We start from the raw sequence: 13,883 nt of genomic DNA on the forward strand, positions 1-13,883 counted from the left end.
CGTCAAACTGCTCGTTGCGCGAAGCAGATAACGCGCTACGCCAGTGTGCACGGACAAACCCGCTCCCACAGAATCGGCGCAAATCCTGGAGGATCGGGTTTAGCCGTGAAGGCACCGCCACGGGGCCAGGCAACGGCTCCCACAGAAAACGCAGCAAAGACAAGGGGCTTTCATAGGCCCCTTGTCGTTTTCAGCAGTCTGTCAACTCAAGGAAAATCGCCGTCAGGCGTTCCAGCCCGGCTTGATCCGCCTCGCTGAACCGCGCCAGCTTCGGGCTGTCCAGGTCCAGCACACCAATCAGCCTGCCCGCCTTCACCAGTGGAATCACCAGCTCGCTATTGGATGCGCTGTCACAGGCGATGTGGCCTGGGAAGACATGCACATCCTCGACCCGCTGGGTCTGACGCGATGCCGCGGCCGCTCCGCACACACCCTTGCCGAAGGGGATGCGTACGCAGGCCACCTGGCCCTGGAACGGGCCGAGCACCAATTGCTCGTCGCGGTTGAGATAGAAGCCAGCCCAGTTCAGGTCCTCGATCTGATGATAGAGAAACGCAGAAAACTGCGCGGCATTGGCGATGAAGTCGCGTTCGTCGGCAAACAGCGCCTGCACTTGCGCGGCCAGCAGGTCGTAGCCATCGAGGCCGGAGCCGCTGGCGTTGAGGTCGATCATTGTTTCTGCTCCAACAATTGCCGCCCGAACCAATAGCGGGCGAACTGATAGGCACAACGGCCATTACGGATGCCGCAGCCGGACGACCGGCGCACGACGAGTTTGTCCAAGGCTTCGCACGATGCCGCCCCCGGGCTAGAGGTGCCGCCAAAGCCCATGATCGAGCGGTAAAGAACCTGACACCAACGCGAGCAGCTTGGCTGTATCGACTATGCTTGCGCAGCGCAATGGACGTAAACCGGCTCGGACTCCATGGATATCAAGTTCACCAATCGCCTGTCATACAAGCAAGCCCGGTTGACAGTCATGGTCGGCTTCATCTTGGGGGCGCTGCTCAGCCTCGTGCAGATCGGCATCGATTATGCCAGCGAAGACGCGTCCATCAACCGCGAGGTGCAGGCGCTGCTGCAAATCAGCCACGATCCGCTGTCGCGCATCACTTACAACATCGACGCAGAGCTTGCCCAAGAGCTGATCGGTGGCCTGCTGCAATCGCCGGCGGTGATCCGCGCGCGCCTGGTCGACAACAACGACACCGTGCTGGCCGACGCCAGCCGCCCTCGCCAGGAAGACCGCTACCGGCCACTGAGCGATTTCCTGTTTGGCGAACAGCGCCAGTTTCAGGAACGCTTGTTTCTGTCCAGCCTGCCCAATGAATACCTCGGCACTTTGTATCTGGACATCGACACCTATGCCTTTGGCGGTCGCTTTCTGGACCGCGCAGGCGTCACCTTGGTCAATGGTTTCGCCCGCAGCCTGGTGCTGGCCGGCATTCTCCTGGCGTTGTTCTATATGATGCTGACCAAGCCGCTGGTAACGGTGATCGCCGCTCTGAGCAGTAGCGACCCGCGCCATCCCCACCAAGGACGCCTGACATGCCCCCATGGCCATGAACAGGATGAGATCGGCGTGCTGGTCAAAGTCGCCAACCAGCAGTTCGTCAGCATGTCCACCGAGATCCAGCAACGCCGCAATGCCGAAAACCGCCTGACCGAGTACCTGAACGAACTGGAGGATATCGTCTCGGCCCGTACCGACGAGCTCAAGGCCAGCAACAACCGCCTCAGCCAGTCCAACCAAGAGCTGGAGCACGCCCGCCAACAGGCATTGGACATGGCCCAGGCCAGAGCCGCATTCCTGGCCAACATGAGCCATGAAATCCGCACGCCGCTCAACGGCATGCTCGGCATGATTTCCCTGGCCTTGGACAGCCCGCTGGCCGCCGAACAACGCCAGCAGCTATCAATCGCACACGACTCGGGCAAGGTGTTGGTAGAACTGCTCAACGATATTCTCGACCTGTCCAAATTCGATGCCGGGCAACTGGAGCTTGAGCGCATCCCCTTCGACATGGGCGCGATGGTCGAGGACACCGCCAATCTGCTGTCGCAGAACGCGGCAGCCAACGTCGAACTGACCTGCCTGATCAGCCCCGACTTTCCCAGCACGGTGCTGGGCGACCCGACCCGGGTAAGGCAGATTGTGAGTAATTTGCTGTCCAACGCTCTCAAATTCACCCGCTTTGGCCGGGTCGATGTGCGCCTGACGCCGATCGTCGGGGGCGTACGCTTGGAAGTGTGCGACACCGGCATCGGCATCCCAGAACAGGCCCAAGCGCGCATCTTCCAGCCCTTCACCCAAGCCGGCGCCGGCATCACCCGCCAGTACGGCGGCACGGGGCTAGGCCTTGCCCTGACCCGCAACCTGTGCAAGGCCATGCAAGGTCACTTGCATATCGACTCCGAGGCAGGCTTTGGCAGCCGCTTCACGGCTGAGCTGCCGCTGCTCGCGCACACCGAAGCCATCCCGCCCGCCCCTTTGCATGGGCGCGTCGTCGTTCTGAGCAACGCCGCCAGTGGCCTGACCGAACTGTTGCACAAGCTGCTGCCTGGCTGGGGACTGTCCTATCACGGCTTCGATGATGCAGCGCAGGCCGCCGACGCCACGCCCGACTTGGTAATCACCGACGATGTGGCCCACCTGGACACCTTGCGCTCCTGCCTGCAGGCGCCGATTCTGCTGGTGACTGCGTATGGCAACTTCCTCACCCAGGAGCACGCCACGCAACTGGCCCCCCTGCTGCAACTGGCGCGCCCCCTGGCACGCAACACCCTGTATCAGACGCTGCGCCGCGCATTGGAGGGTGTCGAGGCCGACGTCCCCCGGCGCCACCTGCAGGCCCAGCACCAGCCAATACGGGCTCGCGTCCTGCTGGTAGAGGACAACCCGGTCAACCAACTGGTGGCCAAAGGCATGCTGGTCAAACTCGGTTGCCAGGTGCTGCTCGCCACCCAAGGCGCCGAGGCCCTGGCGCAATTGGAGCAGGAGACGGTGGACATGGTGCTGATGGACTGCAACATGCCGGTGATGGACGGCTACGAGGCCACCCGGCGCATCCGCCAGGACGGGCGATGGCCAGCACTGCCGATCGTTGCCTTGACCGCCAACGCCATGCCCGAGGAGCGCGAGCGTTGCCGCGCCGCCGGCATGAACGATTACCTGGCCAAGCCGTTTCGTCGCGAGGAGTTGCTGGCGTTGGTCGACCACTGGGTGCCGATCAGCGGCTGAGCAAGGCCTCGATCGACGCCTTGAGCGCCTCAGGCTTGGTGTTGGGGGCGTAGCGGGTGACTTTGCCGCTGGCAGGGTCGACCAGGAACTTGGTGAAATTCCACTTGATCCGCTGCGTGCCCAGGATGCCGGGTGCGCGCTTTTTCAGCTCGACGAACAAGGGATGGGCATCCGGGCCATTGACCTCGATCTTGCGAAACAACGGGAAGCTCACACCGAAGTTGCGCTCGCAGAACTGCGCGATGTCCAAGGCATCCCCGGGCTCCTGCTTGCCAAACTGATTGCAGGGGAACCCGAGGACCACCAGCCCGCGCTCGCGGTATTGCTTCCACAGCTGCTCCAGGCCCTTGTACTGGGGCGTGAAACCACACTGGCTGGCGGTGTTGACCACCAGCAGCGCCTTGCCCGGAAAGTCGCCCAGCACCTTTTGCTCGCCCTTCAAGGTGACGCAGCGGATGTTCTTCAGCGTATCGGCCATACCAGGTCTCCGGTCAGTCACGCGGCTTGAGGTCCAGGCACACTGAGTTGATGCAGTAGCGCAGGCCGGTCGGTGGCGGGCCATCGGGGAACACGTGGCCCAGGTGGGCATCGCAACGCGCGCAGGTGACTTCGGTACGGATCATGCCGTGGGAGGTGTCGCGTATCTCGATCATGGCGCTCTGCTCGATCGGCTCGTAGAAACTGGGCCAACCGCAGCCGGAGTCGAACTTGGCTCGCGAGTCGAACAATGGCAGGTCGCAGCAGATGCAGTGGTAGATGCCATCGCGACGCTCGCTGTTGTACTTGCCACTGAAGGGGCGCTCGGTGCCCTTCAAACGGCACACCTCATACTGGGCCGGATCCAGCATCTGGCGCCATTCTTCCAGGGTTTTGTCGATCTTTTGCATGGGGGAACCTCGGCAGGCTGAATTTCACTCGCGCCGTCTTTCTTTATGGCGGGGGTGACACGTATATTAGTTGGCTTCTTTTGCCAGCCAGTCTGGCATGCACTCCGCCCTTTTCAAACCTTTTGACGGCGGCGCGCCGCGACTTCTCAATCGGGATCACATCATGCAGTTCAGCAAATCGAACAAGCTCGCCAATGTCTGCTACGACATTCGCGGCCCAGTGCTCAAGCACGCCAAACGCCTGGAAGAGGAAGGCCATCGCATCCTCAAGCTGAACATCGGCAACCCGGCGCCGTTTGGCTTCGAGGCGCCGGACGAGATCCTCCAGGATGTGATCCGCAACCTGCCCACCGCCCAGGGCTACAGCGACTCCAAAGGCTTGTTCAGCGCGCGTAAGGCGGTCATGCAGTACTGCCAGCAAAAGCAGATCGAGGGTGTGGGCATCGAGGACATCTACCTCGGCAACGGCGTGTCCGAGCTGATCGTGATGTCCATGCAGGCACTGCTCAACAACGGCGATGAAGTGCTGATCCCGGCCCCGGACTACCCGCTGTGGACCGCCGCCGTCAGCCTGGCGGGCGGCAAGCCTGTGCACTACCTGTGTGACGAACAGGCCGACTGGTTCCCGGACCTGGAAGACATCAAGGCCAAGATCACCCCGAACACCAAGGCCCTGGTGATCATCAACCCGAACAACCCGACCGGCGCTGTGTACTCCAAGGAACTGCTGCTGGGCATGCTGGAGCTGGCCCGCCAGCACAACCTGGTGGTGTTCTCCGACGAGATCTACGACAAGATCCTCTACGACGAAGCCGTGCACATCAGCACCGCGTCGCTGGCCCCGGACCTGCTTTGCCTGACCTTCAACGGCCTGTCCAAGTCGTACCGGGTGGCGGGCTTCCGCTCCGGCTGGCTGATCATCTCCGGGCCCAAGCAGCACGCCCAGAGTTACATCGAAGGCATCGACATGCTGGCCAACATGCGTCTGTGCGCCAACGTGCCGGCCCAGCACGCGATCCAGACTGCCCTGGGCGGCTATCAGAGCATCAACGACCTGGTGCTGCCGCCAGGCCGCCTGCTCGAGCAGCGCAACCGCACCTACGAGTTGCTCAACGACATTCCCGGGGTGAGCTGCGTCAAGCCCATGGGCGCGCTATACGCTTTCCCCAAGATCGACCCGAAAGTCTGTCCGATCCACAATGACGAAAAGTTCGTCCTCGACCTGCTGTTGTCGGAAAAACTGCTGATCGTCCAGGGCACGGCCTTCAACTGGCCTTGGCCGGACCACTTCCGCGTGGTGACCTTGCCACGGGTGGACGATCTGGAGCAGGCCATCGGACGGATCGGCAACTTCCTGCGCACTTACCAGCAGTAAGCTATCGGAGGGGGACTGTGTCCCTTCCCAGGCTATCGCCGTCGCCCGACTGCCTTCGGTGTCGGCGATAGTCCTCAATGATTCGCAGCGCCGTCATGGAGCGTTTTCTGCAGGAGAGTTCTTACATCCTGCAACGCTCTATCCCACAGCCCACGCCCTATCCTCTGCCATACTCCGCCGTACACAGTTTGAAATAGTCGGCCGGTTGAATCAGTGTGACCCGCCCCTTATATAGCCCGCAGTACGCGACATTTTCATCCGTCAGGAGAACGTAACAACCATGATGCGCATTCTGTTGTTTGTAGCCACCAACCTCGCGGTGGTGCTGGTTGCAAGCATTACCCTGAGCCTGTTCGGCTTCAACGGGTTCATGGCGGCCAACGGCGTTGACCTCAATCTCAGCCAACTGCTGGTCTTCTGCGCCGTGTTCGGCTTCGCCGGCTCGCTGGTCTCGCTGTTCATCTCCAAGTGGATGGCGAAGATGACCACCGGCACCCAGATCATCAGCCAACCTCGCACCCGCCACGAACAGTGGCTGCTGCAGACGGTCGAGGAACTGTCCCGCGAGGCCGGCATCAAGATGCCGGAAGTGGGTATCTTCCCAGCCTACGAAGCCAACGCCTTCGCCACCGGCTGGAACCGCAACGACGCTCTGGTGGCCGTATCCCAGGGCTTGCTCGAGCGCTTCTCGCCTGATGAAGTGCGTGCCGTGCTGGCCCATGAAATCGGCCACGTGGCCAACGGTGACATGGTCACCCTGGCGCTGGTGCAAGGCGTGGTGAACACCTTCGTGATGTTCTTCGCCCGCATCATCGGCAACTTCGTCGACAAGGTGATCTTCAAGAACGAAGAAGGCCAAGGCATCGCCTACTATGTGGCGACCATCGTCGCCGAGCTGATCCTGGGTATCCTGGCCAGCATGATCGTCATGTGGTTCTCGCGCCGCCGCGAATACCGTGCCGACGAAGCCGGCGCCCAGCTGGCCGGCACCGGCGCGATGATCGGCGCCCTGCAGCGCCTGCGCGTGGAGCAAGGTATGCCTGTGCACATGCCCGACACCTTGAAGGCGTTCGGCATCAATGGTGGCCTCAAGCACGGCCTGGCAGGCCTGCTGATGAGCCACCCGCCACTGGAAGACCGCATCGAGGCGCTGCGCCGCCGCGGTTGATCCAAGTGCACGAAAAAGGGCGACTTCGGTCGCCCTTTTTCGTGCACGCTGGACGCTCGTTCAGCGCACCAGTCGATATACCCGCTCGATCAGGCTCGTGATTCCGGCCTGTTCGAATTTTGGGCTCTCCTGAATGATCTCCCGCTCTTCGAGCGTTTCCACCCGCCAGCCAGCGAACCCAGTCCGTACCTCGTCATCCGTTACCGAAAACGGCGGCCCGTCGAGCCGTGCCTGATCGTAATCGAGCGTCACCATCAGGCCCTTGCAGGCATCCGGCAACAGCCGCGACAGCAACGCCAGGTAACGTTCACGCATGGCAGGGGGCAAGGCAATGACCGCCGCACGGTCATACAGGCCGACGCAATCGCCCACATCCTGCGCCGTCAGCGCAAAGAAATCCCCGCACCACAGTTCCACATCACCGCTGCGCCATACTTCGAAGGCGCCCTGCTGGGTCACCTGCGGCGCCAAGCCGTGTTCGTTGAAAAAGTCCTCTACTGCACGCCGGGACAGCTCAACGCCCAGAACCTGATGCCCCTGCCCCGCCAGCCAGGCCAGGTCCAGGCTCTTGCCACACAAGGGCACCAGCACGCGGCTAGCCTGCGCCAGGCCTAATGCAGGCCAATAGGTTTGCAGATAAAGATTGACCTGCGCCTGATGAAAGCCGATCTGATTGTCCGCCCATCGCTTGTGCCAGAACGCCGGCTCCATGCTTCCTCCCGGTTTTTCGATGAAATGCGCTGAAAACTTATATTGGATATCGATCGGTAACTGATCGAAGATGAACGCATCTTACCCGCCAGGACATCGCCATGCTGCCCAGCCTGTTCATTTCCCATGGTTCGCCCATGCTCGCCTTGCAACCCGGCGCCAGCGGGCCCGCATTGTCCAAGCTGGCCAATGACCTGGCGCTTGCGAAGGCGATCATCGTGGTATCGGCGCACTGGGAGAGCCGCGAGTTGCTGGTGACGGGCAATCCACAGCCACAAACCTGGCATGACTTTCATGGGTTTCCTGCCGCGCTGTATGCCGTGCAATACCCCGCCCCCGGTGAGCCGGAACTGGCCCGACAGGTGAGCGACCGCCTGACGGCAGCAGGCCTGCCCACCCGCCTGGATACCCACCGCCCCTTCGACCACGGCGCCTGGGTGCCGCTGTCGCTGATGTATCCGGATGCCAGCATTCCCGTCATCCAGGTGTCGTTGCCCAGCCAACTTGGCCCAGCCCTGCAGCTCAAAGTTGGCGAAGCGCTTGCCGGGTTGCGCGCCGAAGGCGTACTGCTGATCGGCTCCGGCAGCATTACTCACAACCTGAGCGAGCTAGACTGGCACGCCGGGCCGGATGTGATCGAGCCGTGGGCGCTGGCGTTTCGGGACTGGGTAGTGGAAAAGCTGACACAGAATGACCGGCAGGCGCTGCTCGACTACCGACAACAGGCGCCATTTGCCGTGCGCAATCACCCCAGCGACGAACACCTGTTGCCGTTGTTCTTTGCCCTGGGGGCTGGCGAGCGGTTTGGTGTCGTCCATCAAGGATTCACCTTGGGGGCGCTTGGGATGGACATCTATCGGTTCGACTGAGGAACGTTCACGTCCCCAGGCCTGTGCGGCCCTGTACAGCCCATCAAGCCAATGCACCGACAAAAAAAATCCCCGACCTAGGCCGGGGATTTTTTCATTGCGCCAGGATCAATCCTCGCGGTAGCGGCGCAGCTTCAGCTGCTTGCCAGCCACACGGGTGTCCTTGAGCTTGGACAGCAGACGCTCCAGGCCGTCTTCAGGCAGCTCGATCAAGCTGAAGCTGTCACGTACCTGGATACGGCCGATGGCGTCACGCGCCAGGCCACCTTCGTTGAGGATCGCGCCGAGCAGGTTCTTGGCGGCGATGCCGTCACGGGCACCGAGGGCGGTACGGCAACGCACGCGGCCTTCGGCCAGCGGCATTGGCGCACGGCGCTCGCGATCACCACGCTCGCTGCGCTCACCGCGATCGGAACGCTCGCCGCGCTCACGCGGGGTGAAGGTCGGCACCAGAGGCTGCTCACGCTCGACCGAAGCCAGGTCCAAGGCTTGGCCGTTGGTGGCCTTGCGCAGCAGGGCCGAAGCCAGGGCACGCGGGCTGCAGCCCAGGTCTGCGGTCAGGCGGTCGAACAGCTCGCCATGGCTGGCTTCTGCCTCGGCAACCATCGGTGCCAGGCTTGCGGTCAGCTTCTTGATACGTGCATCGAGCACGGCCTGCGGGTTCGGCAGGCGGGCTTCAGCGACCTTCTGCCCGGTCACGCGCTCGATGACCTGCAGCATGCGACGCTCACGTGGGGTGACCAGCAGCAGTGCGCGACCATCGCGACCGGCACGACCGGTACGGCCGATACGGTGCACGTAGGACTCCGGGTCGTACGGCATGTCGACGTTGAACACGTGGGTGATGCGCGGTACGTCCAGGCCTCGGGCGGCGACATCGGTCGCGACGACGATGTCCAGGCGGCCATCCTTGAGCGAGTCGATGACACGTTCACGCTGGTTCTGGGCGATGTCGCCGTTCAGCGCGGCGGCCTTGTAGCCCTTGGCTTCCAGCGCGGCGGCCAGGTCCAGGGTGGCTTGCTTGGTCCGTACGAAGGCGATCAGCGCGTCGAACTCTTCCACTTCCAGCAGACGCAGCACAGCCGGAATCTTCTGGTCGGCATGGACCATCAGGTGGGCCTGGTCGATCGCGGTGACGGTCTGGGTCTTGCTCTGGATCTTGACGTGCTTCGGTTCACGCAGGTGACGCTCGGCGATGGAGCGGATCGAAGACGGCAGGGTGGCGGAGAACAGTACGGTCTGGCGCGACTCCGGGATGGCCTTGAAGATGACTTCCAGGTCGTCCATGAAGCCGAGCTTGAGCATTTCGTCTGCCTCGTCGAGTACCAGGTACTGGACGGTGGACAGGACTTTCTCGTCGCGGCGCAGGTGGTCGCACAGGCGACCCGGGGTGGCGACGACGATCTGTGCGCCGTTACGAATGGCGCGCAGTTGTGGGCCCATCGGGGCACCACCGTAGACAGCCACCACGTTCACGCCAGGCATCTGCTTGGCGTAGGTTTCGAAGGCGGTGGCTACTTGCAGCGCCAGCTCGCGGGTTGGCGCTAGGATCAGGGCTTGCGGTTCGCGCTTGCTCACATCGATCTTGTTGAGGATCGGCAGGGCGAAGGCAGCGGTCTTGCCGGTGCCAGTCTGCGCCTGGCCGATCATGTCGTGACCGGCGAGGATGATCGGGATCGATTGTTGCTGGATGGCCGATGGCTCTTCATAGCCTGTGGCCAGCACGGCGGCAACGATGTTCGGATGAAGATCGAGAGCGGCGAATCCGCCGGTTTCCTGGGTCATGGGTCTGCCTCTATGTGCATCCGCAAAGACCCATGCTCCAAAGCTGCACATGCCTTGAAAGACCAAAAGGTCACCCAGGCAGCTTTGGCGGCGGGGATTTGCGAAAACGATTGAAAAAGGAACGTCTTGGGGAGGTCCGCCTAGCGGACGTGCAGCCGAAGCTGGACTCGGAGGGTTTGCACCACCTGATTTTGAGGTCCGCTAAAAGACCGGCGCGTACTATACCCGAATCCGTGCCCGACCGTGAGATTTTTTTCAGTGGAGAGGGCCACCTTGCCGCTATCGCGTCGTCGCCGCTGAATCGTTTCTACAGCCGCGATGGACAGCGACGCCCCCCAGACGCTCGTCAACCATCAGGTCGCGGGCCGGATCGCCTTGATCAGATACTCCAGCGAATACCCAAGACGCGGCGCCAGGGCCGCGGCGCGCTCACCCACGCCGTCCAGGTCCAGTACTTGCTCGAGATCGGCCGGTACCAGCAGGATGACGTTGCCCTCCTTCACCGGCAGTTCCCAGTAATGGCGATGGTACAGCCCACGCAGCAAGGCCGCGCCCAGCGGCCTGCCATCATCGCCAGCCCACTGGTTGATCACCAGCCAGCCGCCAGGGTTTAGCTGCTTCTGGCAGTTTTCCAAAAAGCCCCATGCCAGATGACCGACGCCCGGCCCGTGGTCGGTATACAGGTCGACGAACAGCAGATCGGCCTTTTCGGCGGTCGGCAGCAGTTCCAGGGCATCGCCAACCCGCACGTACAGCCGCGGATCATCGTCAAGGCCCATGTACTCCATGGCCAGGCGCGGCACATCCGGCCGCAGCTCGATGGCTTCGACATCGTCCAAGGGCAGGAACTTCAAACACGCCTGGGTCAGGGTGCCGGCCCCCAAGCCGAGGAACAACGCGCTCTCGGGCTGCTCATGGCACAGTGCGCCTACCAGCATGGCGCGAGTGTAGTCGTACTCCAGCCAGCTGGGGTCGGCGGTAAACGTGCAGCTTTGCTCGATGGCATCGCCAAACTCCAGGAAGCGGTAGTCGTCCACTTCATAGACGCTGATGACCCCGAAGGCGTCCTCGACCCGGGCCAACAACCGCTCTTCCCGCTCCGTCCCCATGACCGACACCTGTGCGCGCAAAAGCCGACATTCTCCGCCAATGCCCCCGGTGCAACAAGCGCGTCGCCAACTGATACCATGGCGATCATGCCTATAGCCGACAACACCGAGCCTGTGATGAACCGACCCTGGAGTCCCGATAGCTGGCGCGCCCTGCCGATCCAGCAGCAACCGACCTACCCCGATGCTGCGCACCTGCTCAAGGTCGAGCAGACCCTGGCCAGTTACCCGCCCCTGGTGTTCGCCGGTGAGGCCCGGGAGCTGCGCCGGCAGTTCGCCGAGGTGACTGAGGGCCGGGCGTTTCTGCTTCAGGGTGGCGACTGCGCCGAAAGCTTCGCCGAATTCTCGGCAGCCAAGATCCGTGACACCTTCAAGGTATTGCTGCAGATGGCGATCGTCATGACCTTCGCTGCCGGCTGCCCGGTGGTGAAGGTCGGGCGTATGGCCGGGCAATTCGCCAAGCCGCGCTCCGCAGGCGATGAGACCATCGGTCAGGTGACACTGCCGGCCTACCGGGGCGACATCGTCAACGGCATCGGTTTCGATGAGCAAAGCCGCGTTCCGGACCCCGAGCGCCTGCTGCAGGCCTACCACCAGGCCACCGCCAGCCTGAACCTATTGCGCGCGTTCGCCCAGGGCGGCTTTGCCGACCTGCACCAGGTGCACAAATGGAATCTGGACTTCATCGCCAACTCGGCGCTGTCGGAGAAATACCACCAACTGGCCGGACGGATCGACGAAACCCTGGCCTTCATGCGTGCCTGCGGCCTGGATAGCGCGCCGCAATTGCGCGAAACCAGCTTCTTCACCGCCCACGAAGCCTTGCTGCTCAACTACGAGGAAGCCTTCGTGCGCAGCGACAGCCTGACCGGCGACTACTACGACTGCTCGGCGCACATGCTGTGGATCGGCGACCGTACCCGGCAATTGGATGGCGCACATGTGGAGTTCCTGCGCGGGGTGCACAACCCGATCGGGGTCAAGGTCGGCCCGAGCATGAACCCTGAGGAACTGATCCGCCTGATCGACACCCTCAACCCGGCCAACGACCCCGGCCGCCTGAACCTGATCGTGCGCATGGGCGCCGGCAAGGTAGGCGATCACCTGCCCGGGCTGATCCGCACCGTCGAGCGCGAAGGTCGCAAAGTGCTGTGGAGCTCCGACCCGATGCACGGCAATACCATCAAGGCCAGCAGCGGCTACAAGACGCGGGATTTCGCGCAGATTCTCGATGAGGTGCGCCAGTTCTTCCAGGTGCACCAGGCCGAAGGCTCGTATGCCGGCGGTATCCACATCGAGATGACCGGACAGAACGTCACCGAGTGCATTGGCGGAGCGCGCCCGATCACCGAGGATGGCTTGTCGGATCGCTACCACACCCATTGCGATCCACGGCTCAACGCTGATCAGTCGCTGGAACTGGCCTTCCTGATTGCCGAAACGCTCAAGCAAGTGCGTCGCTAAGGGCGCATCGCGTCGCGGCTTCGCGGGTAAACCCGCTACCGCAAGGGTGGCAATACCCTTGTAGGAGCGGGTTTACCCGCAAAAAACTACCGCAACACCCGGTCATTTGCGCAGTGGGTCATCCCAGAATGGCCGCTCGGCCTCCTGCTGGATATCCGCCCGGCTCAACCCCAGGTCATGCAAGGTCGCATCGCTCAGGCTCAGCAGCTCGCGGCGCTGACGGTACAGCTGATACCAGCGAAGGATCCGCGCCAGTGCGGCCTCTCCCAGATGGGTGATCGAAAAGGCAGGTTTGACGTACAGGGAAGTGATCTGACCTTTCATCTTGAAGCCCTCCGTGAAGATGGCTTCAGTCTCTCGCCAGGCTTAAGATCAATCCAACGAATGTTTCTAATGCCATGCATCTCGGAGATTGATGCAATGTCCCAGTACCAGAACCTGGATTCGGATGTGCTGCGCACCTTCGTTGCAATTGCCGAGCAAGGCGGCTTCACCCGCGCCGGCGAGGTGGTCAACCGCACCCAGTCGGCGGTGAGCATGCAGATGAAACGCTTGGAAGAAGACATCCTCCAACGCCAGCTGTTCGAGCGCGACGGCCGCCAAGTCCGCCTGACCGCCGAAGGCCAGGTCCTGCTCGGCTATGCCCGGCGCATCCTCAAGCTGCAGGGCGAGGTGTTCAACACCCTGCGCATGCCGCACATGGTCGGCGTGGTGCGCATCGGCACGCCGGACGACTACGCCATGCGCTTTCTGCCTACCATTCTTTCAAGCTTCGCCCAGGCGTATCCGCTGATCCAGGTGGAGGTGCACTGCGACTCGTCCAAGCAACTGATGCTGCGCCAGGATCTGGACCTGACCATCGTCACCCGCGAGCCTGGCAACGAGATTGGCCAGTTGCTGCGCCAGGAGCGGCTGGTCTGGGCCGCAGCCCAGGGCTTTTGCCCGCAAGAGCAGCGGCCCATGCCTCTGGCCTTGTTCAACACCGATTGCTTCTGCCGCGCCTGGACCTGCAATGCCCTGGAAAGCCAAGGCATCGACTACCGCATCGCCTACACAAGCCCCAGCCTCGCGGCGATCTTCGCCATCGTCACCGCTGGCTTGGCGGTGACAGCGCAACTGCAGAGCCTGATCAGCGGCAACCTGCGCACCCTCGGTGAGCAGGAAGGCCTGCCGCAACTGCCCTTGGCCAACGTGATGCTGCTGCGAAATACCCAGCATCAGTCGCCCATCACCGACTGCATGGCCGATTACATCGTGGAAGGATTCAAGTAAGG

At 62.5% G+C, this 13,883-nt stretch carries 11 protein-coding genes and 3 pseudogenes; 6 read left to right on the forward strand and 8 right to left on the reverse strand.

All coding sequences use genetic code 11. The features are described 5' to 3' along the window. Positions 1-190: 190 nt before the first annotated feature. Positions 191-673, reverse strand: coding sequence for a GAF domain-containing protein (locus AB1N67_RS17850; RefSeq protein WP_090343767.1), 483 nt, complete (start codon positions 671-673; stop codon positions 191-193). Then, positions 670-789: pseudogene (locus AB1N67_RS17855) on the reverse strand (AAA family ATPase); the annotation flags it as partial. The gene AB1N67_RS17850 and the pseudogene AB1N67_RS17855, both read right to left, overlap by 4 nt. Positions 790-884: 95 nt before the next feature. Here AB1N67_RS17855 and AB1N67_RS17860 point away from each other — a divergent pair. Beyond that, positions 885-3,241 (forward strand): annotated as a pseudogene (locus AB1N67_RS17860) (response regulator). On the opposite strand, the gene AB1N67_RS17865 reads toward AB1N67_RS17860, so the two are convergent. Together AB1N67_RS17865 and msrB are read right to left on the reverse strand one after the other, a co-directional pair. Continuing rightward, complete coding sequence (locus AB1N67_RS17865) at positions 3,231-3,719, reverse strand: glutathione peroxidase (protein ID WP_070573232.1); 489 nt, start codon at positions 3,717-3,719, stop codon at positions 3,231-3,233. The pseudogene AB1N67_RS17860 and the gene AB1N67_RS17865 overlap by 11 nt on opposite strands. Before the next feature lie 13 nt (positions 3,720-3,732). Then, positions 3,733-4,128 carry a peptide-methionine (R)-S-oxide reductase MsrB gene (gene msrB / locus AB1N67_RS17870; protein ID WP_043209856.1) on the reverse strand — a complete coding sequence of 132 codons (396 nt, stop codon included), beginning with the start codon at positions 4,126-4,128 and terminating at the stop codon, positions 3,733-3,735. 163 nt (positions 4,129-4,291) lie between these two features. Between msrB and AB1N67_RS17875 the strand changes: the two genes are divergently transcribed. Then, positions 4,292-5,503, forward strand: coding sequence for a pyridoxal phosphate-dependent aminotransferase (locus tag AB1N67_RS17875; protein ID WP_043209854.1), 1,212 nt, complete (start codon positions 4,292-4,294; stop codon positions 5,501-5,503). Positions 5,504-5,783: 280 nt separating this feature from the next. Further along, a complete protein-coding gene (gene htpX, locus AB1N67_RS17880) occupies positions 5,784-6,671 on the forward strand; it encodes a protease HtpX (protein ID WP_043209852.1) in 888 nt (295 codons plus the stop codon). Between the two features lie 60 nt (positions 6,672-6,731). Here htpX and AB1N67_RS17885 read toward each other — a convergent pair whose 3' ends face one another. Then, complete coding sequence (locus tag AB1N67_RS17885) at positions 6,732-7,382, reverse strand: thiopurine S-methyltransferase (RefSeq protein ID WP_043209850.1); 651 nt, start codon at positions 7,380-7,382, stop codon at positions 6,732-6,734. Positions 7,383-7,483: 101 nt separating this feature from the next. Here AB1N67_RS17885 and AB1N67_RS17890 point away from each other — a divergent pair, with 101 nt between their 5' ends. After that, positions 7,484-8,251, forward strand: a complete 768-nt coding sequence (locus AB1N67_RS17890) for a class III extradiol ring-cleavage dioxygenase (protein WP_043209848.1) — start codon at positions 7,484-7,486, stop codon at positions 8,249-8,251. 108 nt (positions 8,252-8,359) lie between these two features. On the opposite strand, the pseudogene AB1N67_RS17895 reads toward AB1N67_RS17890, so the two are convergent. Further along, positions 8,360-10,070 (reverse strand): annotated as a pseudogene (locus AB1N67_RS17895) (DEAD/DEAH box helicase). Between the two features lie 319 nt (positions 10,071-10,389). Then, positions 10,390-11,145 (reverse strand): spermidine synthase, encoded by a 756-nt coding sequence (locus AB1N67_RS17900; RefSeq protein WP_043209843.1) that lies wholly within the window; start codon positions 11,143-11,145, stop codon positions 10,390-10,392. 117 nt (positions 11,146-11,262) lie between these two features. On the opposite strand from AB1N67_RS17900, the gene AB1N67_RS17905 reads away from it, so the two are divergent. Further along, the gene (locus tag AB1N67_RS17905; protein ID WP_043209841.1) at positions 11,263-12,609 is read left to right on the forward strand and encodes a class II 3-deoxy-7-phosphoheptulonate synthase; all 1,347 of its coding nucleotides are present in this window, start codon (positions 11,263-11,265) and stop codon (positions 12,607-12,609) included. A 102-nt stretch (positions 12,610-12,711) separates the two neighbouring features. Here the strand turns inward: AB1N67_RS17905 and AB1N67_RS17910 are convergent, their stop codons facing one another. Continuing rightward, a complete protein-coding gene (locus AB1N67_RS17910; protein ID WP_043209839.1) occupies positions 12,712-12,933 on the reverse strand; it encodes a DUF1127 domain-containing protein in 222 nt (73 codons plus the stop codon). Between the two features lie 96 nt (positions 12,934-13,029). Between AB1N67_RS17910 and AB1N67_RS17915 the strand changes: the two genes are divergently transcribed. Beyond that, a complete protein-coding gene (locus tag AB1N67_RS17915; RefSeq protein WP_052352446.1) occupies positions 13,030-13,881 on the forward strand; it encodes a LysR substrate-binding domain-containing protein in 852 nt (283 codons plus the stop codon). Positions 13,882-13,883: the final 2 nt, after the last annotated feature.

It is taken from the genome of Pseudomonas guariconensis, assembly GCF_040822035.1.
Taxonomy (GTDB): domain Bacteria; phylum Pseudomonadota; class Gammaproteobacteria; order Pseudomonadales; family Pseudomonadaceae; genus Aquipseudomonas; species Aquipseudomonas guariconensis.

Bases quoted from the DNA above. Each gene is read 5' to 3' on its own strand.
- AB1N67_RS17885 (WP_043209850.1), bottom strand. From the start codon at position 7,382: ATGGAGCCGGCGTTCTGGCACAAGCGATGGGCGGACAATCAGATCGGC.
- AB1N67_RS17915 (WP_052352446.1), top strand. From the start codon at position 13,030: ATGTCCCAGTACCAGAACCTGGATTCGGATGTGCTGCGCACCTTCGTT.
- AB1N67_RS17875 (WP_043209854.1), top strand. From the start codon at position 4,292: ATGCAGTTCAGCAAATCGAACAAGCTCGCCAATGTCTGCTACGACATT.
- AB1N67_RS17910 (WP_043209839.1), bottom strand. From the start codon at position 12,933: ATGAAAGGTCAGATCACTTCCCTGTACGTCAAACCTGCCTTTTCGATC.
- AB1N67_RS17905 (WP_043209841.1), top strand. From the start codon at position 11,263: ATGAACCGACCCTGGAGTCCCGATAGCTGGCGCGCCCTGCCGATCCAG.
- AB1N67_RS17850 (WP_090343767.1), bottom strand. From the start codon at position 673: ATGATCGACCTCAACGCCAGCGGCTCCGGCCTCGATGGCTACGACCTG.
- AB1N67_RS17900 (WP_043209843.1), bottom strand. From the start codon at position 11,145: ATGGGGACGGAGCGGGAAGAGCGGTTGTTGGCCCGGGTCGAGGACGCC.
- AB1N67_RS17890 (WP_043209848.1), top strand. From the start codon at position 7,484: ATGCTGCCCAGCCTGTTCATTTCCCATGGTTCGCCCATGCTCGCCTTG.
- AB1N67_RS17865 (WP_070573232.1), bottom strand. From the start codon at position 3,719: ATGGCCGATACGCTGAAGAACATCCGCTGCGTCACCTTGAAGGGCGAG.
- htpX (WP_043209852.1), top strand. From the start codon at position 5,784: ATGATGCGCATTCTGTTGTTTGTAGCCACCAACCTCGCGGTGGTGCTG.
- msrB (WP_043209856.1), bottom strand. From the start codon at position 4,128: ATGCAAAAGATCGACAAAACCCTGGAAGAATGGCGCCAGATGCTGGAT.